Raw genomic sequence first — 22,210 nt, forward strand, 5'->3', positions numbered from 1 at the left:
GTACCACCCCAGCCCCGTCACATGCCGGTAGTCCCGCGCATACAACCTCACGAACAACTTCGCATTCCCCCGATCCGTCAACGAATCAGGTAACAACCCCGCCGCCGATACCTGCTCCTGGAGCAGGGCCACCCCCCTCTCCGCCGGAAGGCACGTCGCGGCCTCCGCTCCGGCGCGGCCGACGGGAGACGTGCTCCGGGCGATTATCTGAGCCGCCACGGACTGGGCGTCGAAGTCGTACAGCGAACCGTCCCCGGAGGTCATCCGTATCTCCCCAGGTACAGCGGACGGCGCGAACCCGCGGTCATTCCGCTACGGATGATCTGAGCCGCCCTGCGGTCCTGACCGGGGCGGGCCCCGGCGGCGGCGTCCTGGAGGATCTGCTCGGCCTGCTCCTGGGTGAGATGTCCTGCGGTGACGAGCCCGCCTGCGGTGTACGAGGCCCGGTTGAGCTTTTCCGAGAAGCCGACGCCCTCGGTGTGCGCGGCGCAGGCGGTCACTTCGGCCAGCACCGAGCTGAGCACGCTGAAGGCTCCCTGTCTGCCGCCTCCTGCGGCGACGACGGCCTGGAGGGCTCTCGGCGGTATGGGCTTCGGCCCGGCCGGCCGCTCCTGGGGCAGGTGCCCAGTGCGTTCGAGCTCCTCGGCGAGCCAGATGGGCAGCACCGCGGGTCTCCTGACCGGGCTGAGCGCGGTGTAGGTCCCCGCCCTGGTGGTGGTCCCCGGCGCGATGATGTACCCGCCGTGGGCACGGACGTCCACCTGCCAGGCCAGCGCGCGCCCGCTGCCCGAGCCCGCGGAACTCTGCCATGGACGGGCGTCGGGAGCCCGGTACCAGACGTGGAGGCCGCCGGAAGGGGTCCGCACACGCAGGGTGCTCCCGTCGGTGGCCGGGTCGGGGGCGTTTCGCAGGGCTGCCAGGACGGCCAGGGTGTGAAAGCCGTTCGTCAGGCCCGTGAGGTCCACTTGTTCCGGTATCGGTATGCCCGGCAGCAGACGGCTGCGATCGGGGAGGCCCTGTTGATGCGCATCGATGTCGATGACCACCAGACCTGCGGGACCGCACGAGACCCCGACCCCGAACTCAGGGTTGTTCCCCCACCACCGGCCGATCCTCTCGGCGTCGCGGGTGGCGGCCCGGAAACCGTGGCACCAGCGGCCCTCCGTGATGCACCGGCAGCCCGAGTGGGTGTGGCCGCCGGAACGGCGACAGGTGTCGCAGTTTCCCACCGGGGTCTTACGGCCGGCGGCCAGCGGGTGAACCGGCCAGCCCTGTTGCGCAGACCACCGGGCCGTGGCCAGGGACTGCGGCACAGCCCGGCAGACGAGGCCGGGACGTGCGGAGGAGAGTCCCAGAAGGCGCAGCTCAGGAGCCATATACCGTTCCTCAGTAGCGACCGTAGCGACCCAACGACCAACACAGATTAGCGAATACATCCCCTCTGTGCGGAAGTTCGTCCCCCCGAATCTTGCACCGGTTTGAGGCTGAAGACGCACCTACTGGGTCGTACATTTTCGCCAGCGACCGAAGCTCGTGAGTCGCTCAACCCGTAAATCGACATAGCAGCAGTTCGGAGCGCCTTCGGACGTCCGACAGCGACTGAAGCGACTCAACTCACCTATTTATGGAACACACGCGCACACACCAATGCCTTCATATACCCGGACTTTCAGTCGCTTGAGTCGCTACGGAAGTGAAGAAGCGTCTCCGACCTGGTGTTTTCCACCGCTGACTGCAAGCGACCGAACGGATCACGGGTCGCTGCGGTGCCCCGGTGACCAGGGTCGGCAGTCCCGCGGGAACGCCTCCGGCCGCAGAGGTCTGTGATCACCTGCTGCTGAGCGAGCGGGCCCGGCAGCGACGGCACATCGGTCGGCGGGCGGAGCGAAGGACAACTGCCTGACGCGGAGCGGCTTTCCGTCTACCACGTGCTGGGCCTGCCCGGCGCCAGCTCTGCACCGACCGCGCGCTGTCACGGGTGACAGCGCGCGGATCAAGGACCGTCGCCCTCTACGTCACCAGGAGTTCAGCCGCAGTAGTTGCTGTTGGCTGCTATCGCGGCAGGTCCACGTTGGGAGCGGGGGGTCTTGTCGCCGACGCGGCGGGGCTCGATGGTGCGGGGGTCGACGGCTTCTCCGGGAGCGCCTTCGTGGTAGGGACCGTCGGGGTTGGCGTCGCGGTCGTGCGGGAGGAGAAAGAAGACACGGCGGAGCTGAAGACCGCTGTCGGGGTCGGCTTCGGCATGGGCGTCCAGTTCGGCGTAGCCGACCATGCGCCCGTCGCGTTCGTAGCGGGGCTTGCCACGGCGGCGGGGGGTCTTGTCGAGGGCTTGGCGGACGTAGTCCAGTTCATCGGGGCTCTCCAGCCAGACCACTGCGTTCTCGTGGCAGAGGTCGCTCTCGTTCAGCAGCGAGCTCATGGCTGCAGCCCCTTTTCATTGTCTTTGTCCGTTTGCGGGCCAGTGTTTGTGTGGCTAGCACGTTCCCGAGTGGGGGCACCGTGTTCAGGATAGGCGGCCAAGGTTCGGGTGCGTAGGGCGCGAGAATCAGGCATGGTCACCCTGAGGTTCTTCGTCGGCGAGGAGACCGAGACCTGGGTAGTACTTCTTGCCGCTGGATTTCATCATGTCGGCAGGTGAGGCGAGGGAGAGTTCCTGGCGGACCCGGGTGGCGAAGGCGCGTGCGGTGGCAGGGCGGATGCCTTCGCCGGCGCTGCACCAGCTGCTGTACGTGGCGTAGAGCATGCCTTGCTCCACGCGGAGGTCTCCGGTTGCCCGGTCCGGGCTCTTGTCGGGGCCGGCGGTGGTGCAGCATTCCGTGAGGAAGCGGCCGATGTGGTCTTCCGTGGTGGCGTAGGCCTCCGTGGCGGAGCGGACTGTGGCAGGGCCGGCGAGGGGATCGCGAGTGGCGAGGTAGAGCTTGGCTCCCTCGATGAGCCATTGCAGGATGCCGGGGCCTTCGCTCTGCACGAGTTCTTTCGCCAGGTTGTCGATCTTCCGGGCGGCGGGAACGACACGTTCGAAGGGAATGAGTCGGATGCGACGCCAGAAGGCGTGGCCGCCGGTGCCGACCTCGGGGCGGTGGTTGCCGAGCAGCCAGAGCTTGTGGGTGGGGTTGAAGCTGAAGTAGTCCTGGCGCATGCGGCGGGCCATGATGCGGTCGCCACCGGTGAGGAGCTTGACCCGGGATTCGTCGAACTTGTCGTTGGGTTTGAGTTCGGAGCACACCACGATGCGTCGGCCGTGAAGTTCGGTCAGTTCGGTGGAGTGCTCGGAGAACTTGCCCTTCTCCATGAGGAAGCCTGGCGGGGCGGCCTGGGCGTAGTCGCCGAGGATCTGCGTCATGACGTCGAGCAGGACCGACTTGCCGTTGGCGCCGGTGCCGTAGAGGAAGGGCAGAACCTGGGCACCGACGTCACCGGTGATCGAGTAGCCGAGCAGCAGGTGGAGAAAGTGGATGGTCTCCTGGCCCTTGGCGTCCTCGCCGAAGGTGTCGTGGAGGAAGCGGTGCCAACGGGGGGTGGGCATTGCCTCGGGGGCGACGCTGGTGGCCCTGGAGTGCATGTCGGCTTCGGGGTCGGGCTTGTGGAGGTCGCCGCTGTGGAGGTTGACCACGCCGGCCGGGGTGCACAGGGCGTAGGGGTCGCCGTCCAGGACATCGGGGTCCAGGGCCAGCGCCGGGGATGCCTTGGCCTGGGTGAGCAGCGCCTTGATGCCGGGGGTGGACATTGATCTGCGCCGGTGTGCGTTGATTTCCCGGTCGTTGAAGTTCCCGGTCGGATCGGTGGCGGGCATTTGTTCGGCGAGGTCACCGGCTGCCCAGACCGCGGCTTTCTCTCCGCCGGTGCGCTTCCATCGGTACTGGTCCCAGTGGTACCAGCCCAGGCCTTCCACGTGCCGGAACTGGTCACCAAACATGACGGCGAACAGCTTGGCGTTGCCGCGGTCGGTAAGCATCGCCGGAAGCATGCCTTGCGGCATGGCCGGTTGGTGGACGGTGACGCTCGCGGTGTTCTGCTGGGCGGGGAGGCTCGGCTGCGTGGTCTGGACTTCGAGCTCGAGCATTTGCTGAGCCGCTGCCGTGGCGTCGAAGCGGGAGCTGTCAGCGCTGCTCATGGGCGTCCTTTGAGATGGAGCGGCCGGCTGGCGCCAGCGGACAGGGCAGAGGAAATGACGGCGCTGCTGTGACGGTGGCGGTGGGGGCGCGCGGCGTCGGCGGCCGCGCTGAGCAAGTCGTGCGCTTGGTTGTGGTCGAGGTGGCCTGCGGCTACCAGGCCTCCGGCCGTGTAGGCAGCGCGGTTCAGCTTCTCCGTGAACCCCATCCCTTCGGATACGGCAGCGCATGCTTCCACCTGGGCCAGGAGGGGTTCAAGAAGACCGTGAGCCTGCTTGCCGGCTGGGGCCGCCATTCTCGGGCTCGGGCGGAAGCCAGGTGTGGGGAGGTTGTTGACGGTGTGGCCTGTGCGGTGGAGTTCCGTGGCGATCCAACTGGGCAGGGGGGCCGGGATACGGGTCGTACCTAGGGCACGGTAGGTACCGGCAGGCGTCCGTGTGGCGGGGGTGACGATGTATCCGCCGGTGGCTCGGATGTCTACCTGCCAGGCAAGGGCGACCTTGGGGCTGGAGCCGACCGAGGACCTGTAGCGGGGGCCGTGGTCCGAGGTCTGGTACCAGACGTGGAGCCCTCCGGAAGGGGTTCGGACGCGGAGGGTGGAGTCATCGTCTGCTGGGCTCTTCTTGCCGCGGAGCGCGGCAAGAAGAGCCAGGGTGTCGAAGCCTGAGGCCAGGCCGTCGAGGTTGACGTTCTCGTGAATGGGGATACCTGGCAGGAGCCGGTTCCGGTCGGGAACTTCCACACTGTGGGCATCGATGTCGAGGACGACGAGACGCGCCGGCCCGCAGGAGACTCCGACCCCGAGGGTTGGGTTGCTCCCCCACCAGGCGTCCAGGAGTTCGGGGTCGGTCGTGGCTGCGTGGAAGCCATGGCACCACTTGCCCGCAGAGTGGCAGGGGCATTGATGCGGCCGGTGTGTGGTCTCCCGGCAGGAGGCACAGTTGGCGGCTGGGGTCTTACGTCCTGCGGCGAGAGGGTGGACGGGCCAGCCGTTCGCGGCGCACCAGCGTGCGACATCGTAGGGACTGGCGTGTCCCGCAGTACGGGAAACGCTGGTCTCGCTCTGACGCTGCACGCTGATCGTCCTTGCAGGGGGCCAACAGACTTTCAGCCACTGGCCACAAAAAGACCTGGTCAGAGCAGCTGTTGCTGACAAACGAGGGACCAAAGGGACTGAGTTTTCCAATGAGTCCAGAGCCTACAACAGGGCACTGGGCTTCTGTGTAGCCGTTTCCGACTTTGAGTCCCTTCGGTCCCTTTGCGTCCTTGGGAAGTTGGGTGAGGGAGGCGCCCTCGACCTGTTTGCGGCGCGTTCAGGGCCGGGCGTGTCGGCTTCGGTCCCTCGCCCCGCGGGGCGAGGGACCGAAGAAAGTCGGCCTGTTCGGTCCCTCTTCAGTCCCTCCGGTAAATGCGCAGGTCAGAGGCCTTTCGTGTCTCTTTCGAGGGACTGAAGGGACTGAAACTTCTAGTTATGAGCTACTCATGACTAGGGGTACTGAGTCTTACGCGCACGCATACACACGCACACGTGATCAGTGGAACAGGAAAGTTGAGTCCCTTCGGTCCCTTCAGTCCCTGACTTTTCTGCTGACATGGCCTTTGACCTGGTCTTATGTCGAGGGACTGAAGACAGGGACTGAGTGGCTCTGCGTCCCCAGGCCACGCGAAGCTACCGCCAGGGTGCGCGTGCCCCGGCGGTATCCACTGCCCAGGCCCGGTGGTGGCGCCGCCACAGGAAGCGTTCTCACCGAGGTGAGGTCTGATCCTGATCCCGATGCTTGGTTTCGGGACGTGAGGGGACGTGAGGGGGCGATCTGGTGCGGAGAGGCTCTGCTGCTCGCCGCTGGTCGGACGAGCTGTACTGAGCCCGCAGGCTGTTCTTGAGCGGGCCTGCGGACTCCAGGCACTCGGACACCCGGCACTGACCCGAAGAAACCAGGCCCGGGACCATGGAGCCGGGGGCGCTCCACGGTCACTGCTGGCGCAGCTCACCGAACCAGCGCACGATCGACGACGTGGCTCCCACGCTGGACCCCAGGTGACGAGAGCCCTGGCAGTCGACATCGCCCAGATCGACTGCCGGGGCGGCCACGCCATTCCTGAGCCGAGCCGCCTGGCAGTGTCCGGTGTCGTCGGTGACGACCTGCTCGTCATCGGTCGCCATGTAGAGCCGCACCGGGGCACGGGGGGCAGCGCTCGCAATTCCATGCCACTGAAGTCGTACGCGCCACTGACCGGTGCCAGCGTGCCCAGCCTGAACCAGCTGTCCGTACCCGCCTCCAGAGCCCGGCCGAGCCCCAGCGCCGCCGACGCGCCCTGCGAGAAGCCGGTGACCATGAGCTTGCCGTTCATCCACCGGCGTCGAACTGGGCTCGAACTGGTTCGGAGTTTCCCCAGTTCACCGGACGTGCGAGAGGCCGGGCCCGATCCTGTGCTCAGGGCTGATTCAGCACGGAGGCTGGGATCGTGGGACTGGTCGAGCACAGCGTCCACCGAGGCGCCTTGTCGAAGTTGTCGGAGTTCCGGTCTGAGTTGTACGCGTGCCTGACGTCGCGGGCGGATGCGCTGTTCGACGTGTGTGACGCGCTGCTGTGAACCGACGGACCGGTCCGCACCCTCGTGGACCTGGCGCTCGCGCCGGAACACCGACGCGAGCACGGGGCCTTGTACTCCGGGATCAACCGGGGCCGGATCGGCATCGCCCGGCTGCGGCGGGCCCTGGCCGGCGTGCCGTTGCCCCGGGCCGCCGATGGGCGCGCCCGGGGCTGGCAGTGGACGTGTCCCCGTGGCTTCGGCCGGATGCCGATACCTGCTCGGACCGCTCCTTCTGTCACACCTTCGGCCGGGGCCTGGGCAAGCACCAGATGGTCCCCGGCTGGCCGTACTCGATCGTCGCGGCGCTGGAGACGGGCCGGACGTCGTGGACCGCGCTGTTGGACGCGATCCGGCTGGAACCCGGCGCAGACTTGGCCGCGGTCACCGCCGAGCAGGTCCGCGAGGTCATCGAACGCCTCGTCACGGCAGGCCAGTGGCGGGACGGTGACCTGGAAGTCCTGATCGTGTTGGACGCCGGATACGACGCACCCCGGATCGCTCACCTCTTGGCCGATCTGCCGGTCGAGGTGCTGGGCCGGCTCCGATCAGACCGGGTGATGCGCAAGCCCGTTCCGGTGCCGTGGATCTGCCCGCCGCAGGGCGGCCGCCCGCCCAAGCACGGTGGTGAGTTCGTCTTCGGCCGGCCCGAGACCTGGGGCGAGCCCGCGGTGGTGACGGTGACCGACACCGATCGGTACGGGACCGCGACCGCGCAAGCGTGGGACCGGCTGCACCCCCGACTGACGCGTCGGGCGGCATGGGGTGACCACGAGGGCCCCTTGCCGATCATCGAGGGCACTGTGATCCGGTTGACGGTGGCGAAACTGCCCAGCGGCGGGGTGAACAAGCCCGTCTGGCTCTGGTGGTCTCGCACCGGAGCCCGCCCCGAGGACGTCGACCGATGCTGGCAAGCCTTCCTACGACGGTTCGACGTGGAGCACACCTTCCGCCTGCTCAAGCAGACGCTCGGCTCGACCCGCCCCAAGCTCCGGAACTCCGAAGCGGCCGACCGCTGGACCTAGATCGTCCTGGCCGCACACACCCAGCTTCGGCTCGCCCGCCCGCTCGCACGGGATCTCCGCCGACCCTGGGAGCGGGCGGCGGAACCGAACAGACTCACACCTGCCCGCGTCCGGCGCGGGTTCAGGAACCTGCACGTGAAGAACGGGCACGCCAGCCCGTGCACCGAAACCCACTCGGCCCGGCCCCGGCCGACCACTCGGATCGAAGAACAAGCTGCCCGCCACCCGCTACGACGTCGGACGAGTCCTCGCTACCGGTGAGTCCTACACACGACCCGCACACCACAACGTTGGCACCAAACCCCGCAGGACAGGCTGACAAGCGACATCGAGCATCAGCACACTGAGCACATGCGATACGAGGAGAAGGCGAAGCTCACCGCCGCGAGAGCCCTGGTCCCGGCGGCCATCCTTGTCGCCTCACCAGTGCTGCTGATAGTCGGAGCTCCGATCCGTCGCCGATACCTCCGCTACGTCTACCGGGTTGAGGCCCCACCGATCCTGGACAAGCAGCAGGGCCGAATCAGTGTCCACTGGTTCGTGGTCACCAGCCCTCTCCTCGCATGGCTCTGCTGGCCCACAGAGTCGCTCGCCCGACTCATCTCGCGCCGAGGTTAAACGGCAAGCTGACTTCGCGCTCCAGCACATGTCCGGTGCGGGGCGCGAAGGCGCGGGACGCCCTCAGCATGTCCAGGGACGCTGTGGTCTCGGAGGCGATGTCCATCCAGGGGGTCAGACCGGGTCCCTTGCCCATCCCCAGATAGTCGGACCCTGCGGCACCCGCCGCCGCAGGCGCGGACACGAACTTGGCGCGCTGCATGGACGGGGAATCGTCCTTGTGACTGCCGGTGCCGTGCGCGAAGGAGACGGCGCGCAGCCGTCTCTCCCTGTTGAGCGGCACCACGAACAGCCCGCTCGCCGTGCTGGGCCGTCCGTACGCATCAACGGTCCGGTAGACCAGCGGGTACGCGACCACGCCGTGCCGGACGGCGTCGTCCTCGAAGCCGGTCGCGCCCAGTTCGGTGGCCACGGCCTGTGGTGTTGCGAGCGTGTACAGCTTCTCGGAGGAGACCAAAGCGTGCCTCGGCCACGCTCCTCGTGTTGCGCCTGGGGATGGGTGTCGGGCGGGGTGGCGGCGGTCGGTGCGCTCAGCAGCAGGCCGCAGCAGACGGCTGCCACCTGTGCCCGGCGACTGCCACGAAACCAGGTTCCGCGGCGCGACGATGTCGAGGTGGAGATGACCACGATTTCCCCCGAGTGCGGCTCGATGACTACCGCTTCAGCCTCACGGGTTACGACCTCCGACGCACGGGTGCAGGCCCCAGAACGTCCTGGTGCCTGCACCCGCTTACGTTGCCGGAGGCAGCGAAACGCCATGCCGCCTCGGGGTGGTGGTGCCCGTCCATCGGGACGGCACGGCCTGACGCGGGCGTCGTCCGAGGACCCGCTCGCGGGTGAAGCCGCGAGCGGCCGGAGAAGCCGGGAGTGGCCCGAACCTGATGACAGCTCGTCGGCAGCGGCCTGCGGACATCGCGGGTCTGCCCAGTCTCAGTGGGTGGAGGCCTGCTGGTGTGCAGGTTCGAGCGAACCGTTGACGCTGCCCGCTCCGGCCGCCGGCTCACACACTCACTCGCCACCTGAAGCACTCATTCACAGCGGGGCTCGCGGGTCGTTCGGGGTGGGGTCTCTACAGTTCGAACTCCAGGTTCAGCACGTCGTTGATCTGTACCTCCTGCAGAGATCCGGCGCGGCGGCCGCCGTCCTGGAAGTAGACCTCCTTGAGGGCTTCGGCGGTGAGCTCGCGCAGCCGGTCGTCGCCGGCGCCCTGCTGCTGGGCGTCGAAGAGGCGGGCGGCGTGCTGGGGCGGGAGGGCCACGGTGAGGTGGCGGACGCGGTCCTCGTCCGTCGTCTCCATCGGTGCCCCGGCGTAGCCGAGGCGGGCGTGGACGTCGATGACGATGCCGCCGGTCGTCGCCGCCTTCTCCCTCGCCCTGGCCCGGATCTGCGGCTGCCACCGGGCCTTCACCTCGCGCTCCAGGCGCGCGGCGAGGTCCGGGCGGGGCGTCTTGATCTGGTCCTTCACGTACCGCTCGACGGTGCGTTGCGAGACGCGCAACATCTGGGCGACCACCCTGGTGCCCTTGTACTGCTTGACCAGGTAGCGCATCTGCGCGCCGGCCGACTTCGGCACGGGGCGGGTGAAAGACTTCTGCACCGCCTGGTCCAGGCCGTCCCCGAATTCCTTGTTCATCGCCTACCTACTCCCCGTTGTCCTTGTCGGTGACGATGCCGTCCTTGATGTAGCGGGCGAGGTTGAGCTCCGGGGCCTGGTACTGCTCCCGCACGCCCTCGCCCCACAGCACGGTCTGCGTGCCCTCGTGCTTCACCAGGCCCGGGTTCACCCCGAGCTTGAAGCCGCCCGGCAGCGGCTTGCCTTCGCGGTAGGGCAGGAAGTCCAGCGGCGATTCGCCGTCGACCGCGTACACGACGCAGTCGGAGTTGACCGCGACCGGGTACTGCCCGGTGAACGCCGCGTGCTTGACGATTTTCCGGTGGAGGTTGATCCGCGTGCGGGAGATGACTGCCGCGCGGATGTCCGGCCGCCACGTCGGGCGCTCCAGGGCCCGCCATCGTTCACCGGGCCTCCAGCCCTCGCCCCGGGGCCGCTCGCGCAGCTTGCCCAGCCCGCCCTTCACTGTGGCCTTGACGGCGGACACCACGATCGCCAGCTCCGGGTCACGGCTCTTGTAGCTGTTCATTGCCGCGAGGAAATCGGCCGGCGACAGGTCGGCGCCGACGCCGAGGTCGGCCATCGTGGCGAGGTAGGCGTCGCGCAGCCGGTTGTACCAGCCGTCCAGGTAGCGGCCGCTTTCGTGCCGGACGTACGCCTCGGTCGGTGCGACGTCGTAGCCGAGCTCCACGGCGTAGGCGACGGTCGGCGTCGCGTACCAGGCCGGCCCCTCCGGGCGGTTGCCCTTCGGCGTGAACGGGCTGGGCAGCAGACTCGCGTCCAGCTCCACCCACTCCTTGCCGACCTTCACGCGGGACAGGTCTACGTGGCTGAGGTCGACCAGCCACGAGCCGGGCAGCTTCGGGTCGAACACCGGGTTCCTGACGTGCGTCGGCGCGCACAGGCCGACGGGCAGCCCGTTCGCTCCGGCGGCGAACGCCATGTTCACGTCCAGGCCAACGAGGTTGCGGTGCATGCACTCGTCGTCGGTGAACGGCCGTGCCCAGTCGTACGCCTCCTCGAAAATCTTCTCTGCCGGGGTGCGGATGTGGAAGCGCGGCAGGTCTTTGAGCAGCGGGTGCCCGTCGGGGGCCTCGCACGGGGCGCAGTCCACCGGGTCCTTGCCCAGCGAGCCGGGGGTCTTGTCGTCGGCCTGCCGCAGAACGCCGGTCTCCTCGTCCCGCACGGCGTAGGTCGGCGGGTGCAGTGCTGTCATGAGTTCCAGGCCGGTGACGGCCGTGGAACCGCGCGGGGTCATCACGCGGGCCGCGTACACGCCCAGGATCCGTGCGAGTTCCGCCGGCGGCAGCTGTCCAGCGGCGCCCCAGTGCCGGTTGTCCAGTGCGTTCCACGAGGGGATGCACAGTTGGACGCACTGGCGGTCCGTGCCCTTGGCCGGGCGGTAGATCCGCGCCCAGGGTCCGAAGCCGCGCTTCGTGAGCTTCCAGTCGGCGCGGGTGAGCTGCTTGATGGCCTTGTGGCCCTCCGGGATCCGTCCGGCGATCCGCTCCTCCTGGGTGAGGGAGAGGGGGAGGCCGTAGCGCTCCAGCGCGGCCTCGGTGAGCACGAGCAGCGGATCGGCCGGCCTTCCCGGCCCGGACAGCTTCGGCGCTCCGAGCTTCGCCTCCTTGAGCGTCCAGTCCACCAGGGACGGGAGTGACTTGGCGGGCACGTCCAGGATCAGGCCGCCGACGCAGTACGCCAGAACCTTCCCGTCCTCCACGTCGACGACCGCCAGCGGACCGTTCTCGTACCGCGGGTCGATCTCGCCTGCCGTGGTCACGGCCGGGGCCGCCTTCTTCGTGCCCGGACGGCGCGTCGACGTCGACGACGACATCGACGACGGCCCGGTGGCGCGCGCCGGACGCGGGGCGGCTGCTGGAGCAGGGGCAGGGGGCCGGGTGTTCTCGGTTTCAGCCATGCCCGCGGCCTCGGGCGCCGGACCGGTGGACAGAGTCTGCTTTTCCGCCGGGGCGGGCGCAGCAGTGAACGTGGCCGGCACCGCAGCGTCCTGGACGGGGGCGACCGGGTCGGCGGGGTAGAGCTCGGCGAGCTTGTCCAGGAGTCGGGCGTAGGCGTCGCGCTCCGGCGGGCGGGGCTCGGTCTTGCCGGACTCCCAGCCGGATACCGTGGCCCGGCGCACCTTCAGTGCGCCTGCCACCTCATCGATCGTCAGGCCGTGCGCGGCGCGCAGCCGCTTGCGCTCCGCCGGTGACGGCAGCGCGGCGCGGGACGCGAGCAGTGCGTCGACCGCGTCGAACAACTCGGACATGGAGCACCTCCTGACCAAGACCCTACCCCGCGAAACGTACGATGCGCGTACGTTTGGCGTACGAATGGCGCGCGAAGTGCGTCCGGGGCACCATGTGGTGTTGTCCTGGTCGAATCGGTGCCGGTTCTCGCGAACGCCTCATAGCGGCAATGGCTGCTCATTGAGGACCCGCCATCGCAAGAATGCGAAGAGGCAGGTCAGGCCCACGCGATAAGGGGTGGTTCCCCGTCGTGTTCGTCGCCACGCTCTCCCTGGCTGCCGGGTCATCGCCGCCCGAGTCCGCGACTCCAGCACAGTGGCCATCACCAAACCCGCTGTGCCGGGGTCCGGCCGGACCCGGGCGCCTGGCTGATCCGAGGGTGGCAGCGGTTCGACACCGCGACGCGTAACGCCCTGCGGAAGGATCGTCTCATCTGCCCGCAGCCGCTTCTTAACTTGTGCACATGGTTTCCGGATGGGTGCCAAGGGCGGTGGCCGGAACGGGGCATTGACCCTCCCGGCCGAAACAGTTGACTCGATCGTTCGTCGACGCGATTGGCGTGAGCCTGAAGACTGAGCCGGTCCGCAGCCGCAACAGCCTTAACCCTGGAGACGACATGCGCACCCGTCTCGCCGCGGCCCTCAGCGCCTTCGCGCTGACCACGGGCTTGCTCCTGAGGGCTCCTGCGGCCAGCGCCCACACCTCCGACTACCCGGACAGCGAATTCGATGTCACCTTCGGGAACACGTACACGAAGGGCACGCTGACCTAGTTCAACCGGTCAGTCACCGTGGCGGGGGAGCACAAGTCGGTCGACCCGGCGAGTTGCCGTCCGGCAGACGTTTCCGGCGGCGCCGCGGTCGTGCCGGTCTGCCTCGACAACGGTGCCACGACGCCTCCGGTCACTTACCTGCTTTGCAAGCGCTACGGGCGGCCGTAGTCGGCCTCCGCCAGGGCCTTGTGGCCCGAGGCAGCAAATTGTGCCACGCGTGTCCGCAGGTGCCTTTGCAGTACGCCTGCCTGCGGCGGATGCCGGTGACCCAGAACACTGAGACAGGACACGGAACGCGTTGACGTGTTCGTCGGCGGGGAGCGCCCGAACCCGAAGCGAGGCGGCTCATGCACATCATCACCGAAGAGTTCGGCGCCTTGCCGCTCAGCTGGTTTCTGCAATGTTGCGCGGGATCCTGTGGTCGTCGAAGGACAGGAGGAACGGCCACATGAGGGCCAGCAGCGACGGCCTTCCACTACCCGTGCTCGTTCAGTGCCGCTCGTATCGAACTGATTCAGGAACACTTCGACATCCAGAGGCTGAAACCCAACTGGCCACGTGTTCCGAGATCTCTGCAAGTTCGACGGGCCGGTCGCTGAGGCCGGGCTCCTCGAAAGCGACGACCCGCATGCGAGAGCAGTCCCAGAGACAGGTGACGAGGTTCCCGTCACCCGGCCTGAAGACCGGCGGGACGACAGGCGCGGTGACATGCTCGAAGCCTGACCAACAGAAACCTCGCCCTGTGACACGAGTGAGAAGACGCCAAAACTGTCGACGGAGTGCACGGCCTGGCTCCATATTCGACGCAAAAGCTGTTCTGCTCACAAAAGCGACCCACAGAATCGTGCCGTAGACGCCCGATCTCCGAGCTCTCGGTGCCTCGGGGTCCTGACCTGGATGGGAGGCCGTCAGATCGACGTACGTGCGATTTCGACGACCATGGGCATCACCTCAACAGCCCAATGGGGTACCTCAAGTGATGCTGAGGGACAAGGAAGTGGGCCGCGGAGTCGTTCTTCGGGTGACCGCGAGGCCCTCAGAGCGACGTGACCTGATGACCCGACTCATCGGACCGTAGCCCAAGGGGCGGTGCCCACCCCGGGAAGGCATGCCCTCCGGCTTCTGGTTCCCGGGGAACCCTCAACCCCGAAGGTCAGGCAACCGTTGACGTGGTCCGCTCGACACTCGATGCCCTCCGCTCCCCCGAACCCTCGGCGCCGAGCCTGCGCCAAGATGTCGCGGTGCGTGTCGGCCCCTTCGGAGAACGGGCCCACACCCGGCCGGGAGACGACCACGGGCCCGAAGTCATCGATGTCGCCCTGCGGCACTTTGGCGGCTCGCATCTACGGCCTGGTCGCGAATGGGAGGTCGGTTGCCATCGGCGGCAGCGAAGGCAAAGGCCACCCCGAGGCCGTGCGCACAGCGCATCAGGTGGGGCTGCCGTTCACGATGTGATCGGACAGACCTACGCGACGCGGGTGAGGGACTTCGCGCCCTCCAGCCGGGCCTCGGCTTCGAGCGCCTCGACGTCACCCCTGCGGCAGGTCGAGGCAGACAATGCGCTCGTTCCCAACAGTCGAGAAGACGAGCTCAGCGCCCACCGATGCCTCGCATCCAATGGTGCGATGCGAGCGAGAATCGCACCAGGCCTCTCTTCAGTAGAAAGCACGGTGTGCGCGGGGTGGAGAAGGCCGGCCAACCGAGCAGCTCACACATGATGAGTTGTCGGCTGTTGCGCCATCCTCCACGCAGACCTTCGACCAGGCCATGGCGATGCTGTTCATCCAGCTCGGGCCTCCACCAGAAACGACGAAGACCGAGCACACGCCCGCTTCCAACGGCGACGGAGGGGTCCAGCAGTGACCACGGAAGACAGCGGGTCCCTCCCCGCTGCGCAAGGCTCGAACGACGACCCGATGGTGGCCGCCGGTGTTCGCGTTGCGGCGTAGCGACGCCGCCGACATGGCTGCCATTTCCTTGGCCGGGCGCGCAGCGAACAACGCCGCCGCACAAGCGCAACCGCCGGGCCGCCGCCCATGGTCTGAGGATTTCTCGGTGGATACATGGCTGATCATCAGGACCCGGCCGAGGTGTTGGGGCTGGTGGAGCTGGACACCGACGAGGGCCGGGAAGGCGTGATCTACGGCCCTGGCTCCTCCTACCCGGCAGTGGGCATCCTGTTCGTGCCCCTGGAGCTGATGGCCGACGAGTCCTGACGATGCGCCGCTCCCCCGCGAACCTGGGGCAAGGTGTGCCGAGCGGGACAAGGAACCACCCCTACGGACACGGGTGCCCGCCCCTTCAACGCCCCAGTGCCTCGTCGGGCCGATGCCGGGAGGGCCTGCTGCGTCTGCCGGGAACTCTCGGTGGGCGGGAGCGGGCTCCGGCCGAGTGCTGATGAGCCGGCAGGAGGTGGAGTCCACGCTGACCATGCTCCAGTCAATCCGGCCATCGGCATCGGCGCCTGCCTGGACGGCCCGCAAGACCCCTTCCCAGCTGCCGTCGGCTGACCACCTGCGGCAGGTCCCGCCACGGCAGGCCAGTCCGCTGCCGGAACAGGATCCCGTTGATCACCCGGCGGTGACACTGCCACCGCCCGCCCCGGCCCACACTCCTGGTGGATGCGGCTCCAACCGAGCCCATTCGTCATCAGAGAGATCACCCCGCCCCATGCCGACCGCAACGATCCGCCACAAGGCGAGTCACGCGACCCATCGGACAGGACCTAGAGCGTCCACGCGGCGGACGACCGGACTGCAAGGCGGTGCCCTTCGATGTTCTCGGGCGGCCTGAGACTGTCTGGTTGTGTTGCTCGATGAGCGGGCTCAGACATCGAATGAGGCGTCCCCTTTGTCGTCGCAGTGTGTTCGCACCAGCCGTTAGCTTGCTTCGCTCCATGATGTTCTGGAGGCTCCGGCAATGTTGGCGGGTCGCCGCTGGACTCTCGGACATAGGCGTAGCTCGACAGATGGCAGGGACCGTGGCTCGATTGGACTTGCAGCAGGTTGCGTAGGGGTTCATCGCCCTAAAGGCTGCTGAGCCGGACAGTCGTGGCAGCTGGAAGCAGACCAGGGCCCTGAGGAGACCGTCCTGCTGCCCCCACCGCCCGCGCGCCCTTGGCAAGCCCTCACCTACGGGGCCTGCCGATAACCGTCACAGCCCGGGACCGTCGTAATATCCGGGACGCGCCTGGAGAACTGAGCTGAAATAGTAGCCCTGCTCCTCCTCGGGATCATCACCGTCCGCGAAGGGACGCCCAGGCTCAGCAGCAAGTCAGGTGCCACCAAAGACGCTAGGTCCTCTGCATCCGCGAGGACCGTTGTCTGATCGTGCATGCGGCGAACAACCTCGCGTGCTGGCAGGCCGAATACGTCAACGTCGCCGAAGCGCACGCTGTGCTTGGGTTCGACGGACGTCCCAACTCAACTGCCTCCAAGAGGCCGCGAGTGCAGCTGATGCTGATCATCAAGCCGCTCGGGCGGAAGATGTGTTGCCCAGGCCGGTCAGAGTCGACGTTACCGACGGGTCGCGCAGCGACAGCAGTGCCGCGTCTGTCTCCTGGCACGGCATGCCTATCACCAGAGAACCGACACCTCTGGGCGGGACGAGCTCGAAGTCCATACGGACATGATCGCAAAGGTGTCTTCGCTACCCTGCTTCGGCTGCTCGTCACCCTGCGGGGGAGTGCCGCTCCTACAGCACAGCAACGCATGACTTCAGATCGGCGGCCAGGAAGACCAGGTGGGTGCCTTCAGCGGTATCGACTCGTCCCAAGGCGACTGGTTCATCTCCCGCACGCCGAAGATCCGGCAACCCCTGTTCGAAGTCCTTGCAGGTGGAGACGCCGTCCTGCGCCATGCATTCAGCCCGCCATGCGTAGATGTCGAGGTACTGGTGAGCCGACTGCAGCTTTAGCACTCTCGGGACACGTTGGGGAGACATCGAGCCGGACGGTTTCAAAACCGGGTTTTGAAACCGGCACGCCGAGTACCACCTTGCGAGGCCATGCATGACATCCTGTTCCGGTCCGCTAGTACCGACCCACACCGGGCCGGGAAGCATACGGAGCATCAGGAGTACCACTCATGGCACGGATTACCGCGCTCATCAACCGCAAGGGTGGAGTCGGCAAGTCGACTCTCACCGTGAACACAGCGGCCATCACAGCCCACGTCCTGGGCGAATCCCCCGCAGGCGACCCGCACTACGTCGCCGCCGTCTCCGCCGACCCGCAAGGCTCCACCACGTGGTGGTCAGAACGAGTCGGCAGCGACCTTCCCTTTTCCTTTGAGCAGATCAACTCCAGGGAAGACCTGGAGCTGTTCTCCCATCTGAAGAAGTCCCGGAAGGTCAAGCACGCGTTCATTGACACCCCGGGGTGGATGGACCTTCCCGAGGACGAGAAGGAAGAAGCTGGCGACCCCTTCGGCAAGAGCACTGCGGCCGACGCCATGCGTGCCGTGCTGGCCAACGCCGACGACCTCATCATTCCCGTCGAACCTGAGCCGCTGGGCTTCATGCCAACCCGCGACACCATCGAGGAAGTGGTTAAGCCTCTCGGGATCCCCTACCTCGTCGTGATTAACAACTGGGATCCCCGCGACGGCGAAGCCGATCTCGAGCAGACCAAGGACTTCGTCCGGGCACAGGGCTGGAAGCTGGCGAATACCGTCGTCCGGCACTACAAGGTTCACACCCGAGCTGCCCTCGAGGGCACCGTCGTCACCCAGTACAAAAAGAACCGGGTCGCGATGGAGGCCCGCGAGGACTTCTACCAGCTCGCCCTGGAACTCGGTGCCGGGAAGAAGGATCGCCGCTGATGGCCGCGAAGAAGCCATGGGCCGACCTACTGGACGGACCCGGAAAGACCGGAAAGAAGGGCGATGCCACGGCCGAGCAACCGGCCCAGCCCGCCAGCCCGCCCACCACCGTGTACATGCACACGGTCATCGGGAGCCCGGACAACCCGCGGACCGAACTCGACTACAGCGACGACGATGCTGACTTCCGTGAACTGAAGAAGTCCATGCAGTCCGTCGGCCAGCTTCAGCCGGCAGTCGCCATGTCGAGCGAAGCCTTCAGGCGGGCCAAGCCGGAGCACGCCACCGCAGTCGAGGGCGCCGAATGGGTCATCGTCCTCGGCAACAGGCGCCTCCACGCGGCCCGGCAGCTCGGCTGGACGAAGTTCGACATCCGGGTTCGCGATCGCCTCGGAGATGAGGACGATGACAAAGTCGACGAAGCCGTCATCATCGAGAACATCCACCGCAAGAACATCCCGCCTTATAAGGAGGCGGAGTTCCTGCAACGGATGGTGGATCGGCACGGGTCCCAGGAGAAGGTGGCCGAGCGCATCGGCAAGTCCCAGATGTACGTCTCCAATCGTCTGGCACTGCTCAACCTGACGCCGGAGCTGAGGGACGTCGTCGACACCAAGCAGATCAAGGTGAAGACGGCCGAACAGATCTCCAGGATCAAAGACCCTGAGGAGCAGAAGGCCAGGGCTGCACAGGAGATTTTGAAGTCCTCACAGCCCCGGCCAGCGCGGAGGAAGGCAGAGGTTGCCCCGGAAGGGAGGCCGGTTCAAAACCCGGTTTTGAAGTCGGGCCTAGCAACTGCGGAGAACCATGATGACGAGGCCGGCCCGGGGGAGGCGAACCAAGGGACTCTGACGCAGAGCGGCGCCGTCCCTGAGCCTCGGCCAAGTGGTGCTGCCAATACTGATCGACCAGAACGAAGCCACCTCCAAGCTGCCATCTCTAGCCTGGAACTGCCATGGCATGACGGCGGTGCCCTCATGGAGCAAGCATTCCAGCGCCTGGATCCCGTCCAGCGCAGCGCGTTCATTCTGCGCTACTTCCAGATCAGTCGCGGAGTAGATGCGGTTATCGAGGACATGAAGGGGACCCTGAACACGCATGCCCGGGCGTCCCTGGCCACCATCCTGCAGCAGGTCTCCGAGGGCCTCCTGAAGGACGCATAGTCAGCTAGAGGGCTTCCGCTTCTCCGTCGGACAGGCGGAGAAGCGGAAGCTTGCGTCGCTTGATCAGGTCGACATACATGCTGCACTCACTTCGGATGAGTGCGGCCTCTTCTTGCTCGCTCACTTTGTAGTGGCCGAATCGGCGCATACCTGCAGGTCTCCCGATTCCCGCGTGGCGTGGCCCTTCAGGGTGCCGAGCCCGTGGTTGCAGTTGGTGCAGTTGAGACCGCGGTTACTGAGCCTGAACTCGTGATGTCGTGAGGGGTGACGGCTGGTCGGTGGCTGCGGTATCACCGGAGTCATGCGGTATCCACAAGGTGGCGGGCTGACCGCCGAACGGCAGCAGTTCCGCGAAGAGTTACGGCTCAAGGCGGCCGAGCGGTTCGCCCTGGGCGAGGGCAGTACCGCGATCGCCAGAGATCTGCGGGTCAGTGTCCGCTCGGTCCAACGATGGCGTCACGCGTGGACCGAGGGCGGCCCACGATCCTTGCGGTCGCAGGGGCCTGCATCGCTGCCGAGGCTGAGCGAGAAGCAGTTCACGCAGCTGGAGGCGGAGCTGGCCAAGGGGCCGGCCGCGCACGGGTGGGAGGACCAGCGCTGGACGCTGGCCCGGGTCAAGGCGGTGATCGGCCGACGCTTCCACCTGACCTACACCATCCAGGGTGTGCGCAAGCTACTGGTGCGCAACGGCTGGTCCTGCCAGGTCCCGGCCCGACGGGCGATGGAGCGGGACGACGATGCGGTGGCCGGGTGGGTCAAGGAGGTGTGGCCCTGCGCGGAAGGCTCGCGGCGGCCCGTGGAGCCTGGCTCGTCTTCGAGGACGAAGCCGGCTTCTCCATGACGCCGCCGCACGCGAAGACGTGGTCCCGGCGCGGCCGGACCCCGGTGGTGAGGGTCCGCGGACGCTCCCGCAGACGGATATCCATCGCCGCCCTGACCTGCTACAAACCCGGCCAGCGTTCTCGGCTGATCTATCGGCCTCGCCGCGACGACGGCCGGCGTGACGGACGCAAGAGCTTCTCTTGGTGCGACTACCGTGACCTGCTGATCGCCGCCCACCAGCAACTCGACGCCCCGATCGTGCTCATCTGGGACAACCTCAACGTCCACAAGGCCGCCGGACTGCGGGAGTTCGCCGAAGCCCGGGACTGGCTGACCATCTACTACCTGCCGCCCTACGCACCCGACCTCAACCCCGTCGAAGGGATCTCGTCGCTCCTACGACGCGGGTGGCTCTCTAACGTCGTCTTCAGCACCCCAGAACACCTCGTCCAGACCGTCCGGCGCGGCCTACGGCACATCCAGTACCGCAGCCACCTCATAGACGGCTGCCTCACCGAGACCGGCCTGACCATCAGACCCGCCTGATCAGCAGCACGACATTCCGAGTTCAACCTCAGTAGGCGTTCGTCGGTTAACGCACACGCGCTCGGAGGGCTTGTTGCCGCCAATGGCGCGCCGCCTGTCCTGCTCTTATCGGCGGTACTCCTCCTATTGCGGGCCATTCGAGGGATTAGCGGCTTCGGCACCAATCCTCTCCCGGCTAGGTGCCGAAGCACTCATGGACTTGCCTCAAAAGAGCGCGAGCCGCTGATCGATAGGAGTTTCGTGCGTACTCGACTTACGACCGCCGCCGTGGCCACTGCTGCCGTGGCAACCGCCCTGCTCTTCCCCGCGGTGGCCACCGCCAAGGGAGGGGCCGATCCGTTCGCACCGCAGGACCGTGCCGCACGGCAGGGTCTCGTCAGCGTGGGCCTGACCACGGACCAGCGCCTCGTCGGCTTCGACGTCTCCGACCCGAACGACGCCTGGTCGTTCGGAAAGATCAGCGGCCTCCGGGGCGACAACCAACTGGTTGGGATCGACTTCCGCGTCCAGAACGGCAAGCTGTACGGCGTCGGAGACAAGGGCGGCGTCTACACGGTCAGCAAGGGCGCCAAAGCCCTTAAGGTCTCCCAGCTGACCGTCGCCCTCCAGGGCCGGCACTTCGGCGTGGACTTCAACCCCGCCGCCAACCGCCTGCGCGTCATCAGCAACAGCGGCCAGAACCTGCGCCACAACATCGACGACCCTGCCGCACCGGCCACCACCACCGTCGATGGCACCCTCACCAACCCCACCATGCCGCCGTCGACCGCCCTCGGTGTCACCGGCGCCGGGTACACCAACAACGACCTCAAGGCCGCAACGGCCACAACACTCTTCGACATCGACACCACAAATGACCGCGTCTCCCTCCAGTCGCCTGCGAACGCCGGAACCCTCGCGCCCACCGGCAACCTCGGCGTCGACGCCGGCCCGTCGGCCGGATTCGACATCTACTACCGGGCCTCCAACGGCTCGAACCACGGCTTCGCGGCCCTGAAGACCGGCGGAAAGCAGCGCTTCTACAAGGTCAACGTCCTCAACGGCCGCACCGACCTCATCGGCACCTTCCCCTCAGCCCACCGGGTCGTCGACGTCGCTCTTCCCCTGGACCAGCACTGACGGACACGCCCCCGGTCGGCAGGCTGCCCCAGCCTGCCGACCGGCCACCCCGGCCACGGTGCTCCACCGATGCCTGGCAGGTCACATCTGTCCCCGGCCTCGAGGTACGCCGCGAACCCGGGGTGACCGAGACACGTCTGCTGGGCTGGCAAGGATTGCTGTCGCCCTCACTTCTCTGCTGCCTGTATGACGAACGGCCCGCGCACGCGGAGCAAAGATCCCTTGCAGCGGTGCCAAGCCGACGCGGGACGGGCTAATCCAGGCAACCAGGTAGTCACTTCCCCAGGCCGGCTCCTCGCCGGTGCGGCGAGGAGCCGGCACGGCGATTGCAGAATCCAGCGCGGCCCGCCCTATCGGACCTACCCGACCACGCTGAGCATCCCGGATGCACTATTTCAAGTGGCAATAACGCGAGCGGCAGATGACGGTGGGCCATGTTGCTGCGTATGAGAAGCCGACAGCGGGTCGGCTTGGCGCAGCAGACGAAAGGAACTCATCGATGCGCTCTGCCCGCATGATTTTCGCCGCAACAGCCGCTGCCGCCACCTTGGCGGTTGCTGCTCCCGGCGCGTACGCGATCACCGCAGGTGACTGGGAAAAGGACGACTCCGCCCACAGCGGGCAGCGTGACCACGACAAGCCGAAGGGTGGCATGCACACCGGCTCCGGTGCTCTGTCCCTGGTCAATGCGGACGACTGGTCCAAGGACGAGCAGAAGGAAGACGGCTCCAAGCACGACAAGCCCAAGGGTGGCATG

Annotated in this window: 17 protein-coding genes and 4 pseudogenes; 10 read left to right on the plus strand and 11 right to left on the minus strand. The window is 67.1% G+C overall.

Features of this window, described 5'->3' with window-relative positions:
• From ACFWSK_RS30590 to ACFWSK_RS30615, 6 genes and pseudogenes are all read right to left on the minus strand, one after another.
• Nucleotides 1-264, minus strand: a pseudogene (locus ACFWSK_RS30590) (hypothetical protein); the annotation flags it as partial.
• Nucleotides 261-1,376, minus strand: a complete 1,116-nt coding sequence (locus ACFWSK_RS30595) for a bifunctional DNA primase/polymerase (protein ID WP_383793194.1) — start codon at nucleotides 1,374-1,376, stop codon at nucleotides 261-263. The gene ACFWSK_RS30595 and the pseudogene ACFWSK_RS30590, both read right to left, overlap by 4 nt.
• Nucleotides 1,377-2,026: 650 nt before the next feature.
• Entirely contained in the window at nucleotides 2,027-2,419 is a 393-nt protein-coding gene (locus ACFWSK_RS30600; protein WP_383793197.1) for a DUF6009 family protein, read from the minus strand.
• Nucleotides 2,420-2,545: 126 nt separating this feature from the next.
• Complete coding sequence (locus ACFWSK_RS30605) at nucleotides 2,546-4,114, minus strand: phage/plasmid primase, P4 family (protein WP_383793201.1); 1,569 nt, start codon at nucleotides 4,112-4,114, stop codon at nucleotides 2,546-2,548.
• On the minus strand, nucleotides 4,111-5,187 hold the full coding sequence (locus tag ACFWSK_RS30610; protein WP_383793204.1) for a bifunctional DNA primase/polymerase: 1,077 nt from the start codon (nucleotides 5,185-5,187) through the stop codon (nucleotides 4,111-4,113). Before ACFWSK_RS30610 ends, ACFWSK_RS30605 begins: the two co-directional genes overlap by 4 nt.
• A gap of 897 nt (nucleotides 5,188-6,084) precedes the next feature.
• Entirely contained in the window at nucleotides 6,085-6,276 is a 192-nt protein-coding gene (locus ACFWSK_RS30615; RefSeq protein ID WP_383793206.1) for a hypothetical protein, read from the minus strand.
• A 302-nt stretch (nucleotides 6,277-6,578) separates the two neighbouring features.
• Between ACFWSK_RS30615 and ACFWSK_RS30620 the strand changes: the two are divergent.
• Both ACFWSK_RS30620 and ACFWSK_RS30625 read left to right on the plus strand, forming a co-directional pair.
• A pseudogene (locus ACFWSK_RS30620) lies at nucleotides 6,579-8,048 on the plus strand (NF041680 family putative transposase).
• Nucleotides 8,049-8,080: 32 nt separating this feature from the next.
• The gene (locus ACFWSK_RS30625) at nucleotides 8,081-8,347 is read left to right on the plus strand and encodes a hypothetical protein (RefSeq protein ID WP_383793209.1); all 267 of its coding nucleotides are present in this window, start codon (nucleotides 8,081-8,083) and stop codon (nucleotides 8,345-8,347) included.
• On the opposite strand, the gene ACFWSK_RS30630 is transcribed toward ACFWSK_RS30625, so the two are convergent.
• The 3 genes from ACFWSK_RS30630 to tap all read right to left on the minus strand — a co-directional run bounded on the left by ACFWSK_RS30630 (nucleotide 8,328) and on the right by tap (nucleotide 12,231).
• Complete coding sequence (locus ACFWSK_RS30630; RefSeq protein WP_383793211.1) at nucleotides 8,328-8,759, minus strand: hypothetical protein; 432 nt, start codon at nucleotides 8,757-8,759, stop codon at nucleotides 8,328-8,330. The genes ACFWSK_RS30625 and ACFWSK_RS30630 overlap by 20 nt on opposite strands.
• A gap of 657 nt (nucleotides 8,760-9,416) precedes the next feature.
• Nucleotides 9,417-9,980 (minus strand): telomere-protecting terminal protein Tpg, encoded by a 564-nt coding sequence (tpg, locus tag ACFWSK_RS30635; protein ID WP_383793214.1) that lies wholly within the window; start codon nucleotides 9,978-9,980, stop codon nucleotides 9,417-9,419.
• A gap of 7 nt (nucleotides 9,981-9,987) precedes the next feature.
• Nucleotides 9,988-12,231 (minus strand): telomere-associated protein Tap, encoded by a 2,244-nt coding sequence (gene tap / locus ACFWSK_RS30640; RefSeq protein ID WP_383793217.1) that lies wholly within the window; start codon nucleotides 12,229-12,231, stop codon nucleotides 9,988-9,990.
• A gap of 539 nt (nucleotides 12,232-12,770) precedes the next feature.
• On the opposite strand from tap, the gene ACFWSK_RS30645 reads away from it, so the two are divergent.
• Nucleotides 12,771-12,983: a hypothetical protein gene (locus ACFWSK_RS30645; protein ID WP_383793220.1), complete on the plus strand. Its 213-nt coding sequence runs from the start codon at nucleotides 12,771-12,773 to the stop codon at nucleotides 12,981-12,983.
• 2,063 nt (nucleotides 12,984-15,046) lie between these two features.
• Complete coding sequence (locus tag ACFWSK_RS30650) at nucleotides 15,047-15,199, plus strand: hypothetical protein (RefSeq protein WP_383793223.1); 153 nt, start codon at nucleotides 15,047-15,049, stop codon at nucleotides 15,197-15,199.
• Nucleotides 15,200-15,287: 88 nt separating this feature from the next.
• Here ACFWSK_RS30650 and ACFWSK_RS30655 read toward each other — a convergent pair.
• Both ACFWSK_RS30655 and ACFWSK_RS30660 read right to left on the minus strand, forming a co-directional pair.
• Nucleotides 15,288-15,655 (minus strand): annotated as a pseudogene (locus ACFWSK_RS30655) (transposase); the annotation flags it as partial.
• 1,021 nt (nucleotides 15,656-16,676) lie between these two features.
• Nucleotides 16,677-16,901: a hypothetical protein gene (locus ACFWSK_RS30660; RefSeq protein WP_383793226.1), complete on the minus strand. Its 225-nt coding sequence runs from the start codon at nucleotides 16,899-16,901 to the stop codon at nucleotides 16,677-16,679.
• 167 nt (nucleotides 16,902-17,068) lie between these two features.
• Here ACFWSK_RS30660 and ACFWSK_RS30665 point away from each other — a divergent pair, with 167 nt between their 5' ends.
• From ACFWSK_RS30665 to ACFWSK_RS30690, 6 genes and pseudogenes are all read left to right on the plus strand, one after another.
• Nucleotides 17,069-17,803 carry a ParA family protein gene (locus ACFWSK_RS30665; protein ID WP_383793229.1) on the plus strand — a complete coding sequence of 245 codons (735 nt, stop codon included), beginning with the start codon at nucleotides 17,069-17,071 and terminating at the stop codon, nucleotides 17,801-17,803.
• Nucleotides 17,803-18,966, plus strand: coding sequence for a ParB/RepB/Spo0J family partition protein (locus ACFWSK_RS30670; protein ID WP_383793231.1), 1,164 nt, complete (start codon nucleotides 17,803-17,805; stop codon nucleotides 18,964-18,966). Before ACFWSK_RS30665 ends, ACFWSK_RS30670 begins: the two co-directional genes overlap by 1 nt.
• 301 nt (nucleotides 18,967-19,267) lie before the next feature.
• Entirely contained in the window at nucleotides 19,268-19,807 is a 540-nt protein-coding gene (locus tag ACFWSK_RS30675; protein WP_383793234.1) for a winged helix-turn-helix domain-containing protein, read from the plus strand.
• A complete protein-coding gene (locus tag ACFWSK_RS30680; protein WP_383793291.1) occupies nucleotides 19,804-20,334 on the plus strand; it encodes a transposase in 531 nt (176 codons plus the stop codon). Before ACFWSK_RS30675 ends, ACFWSK_RS30680 begins: the two co-directional genes overlap by 4 nt.
• 240 nt (nucleotides 20,335-20,574) lie before the next feature.
• Nucleotides 20,575-21,453, plus strand: a complete 879-nt coding sequence (locus tag ACFWSK_RS30685; protein WP_383793237.1) for a DUF4394 domain-containing protein — start codon at nucleotides 20,575-20,577, stop codon at nucleotides 21,451-21,453.
• Between the two features lie 499 nt (nucleotides 21,454-21,952).
• A pseudogene (locus tag ACFWSK_RS30690) lies at nucleotides 21,953-22,210 on the plus strand (hypothetical protein); the annotation flags it as partial.

Origin of the sequence: Streptomyces sp. NPDC058620 (assembly GCF_042717135.1) — a bacterium.
Lineage (GTDB): Bacteria > Actinomycetota > Actinomycetes > Streptomycetales > Streptomycetaceae > Streptomyces.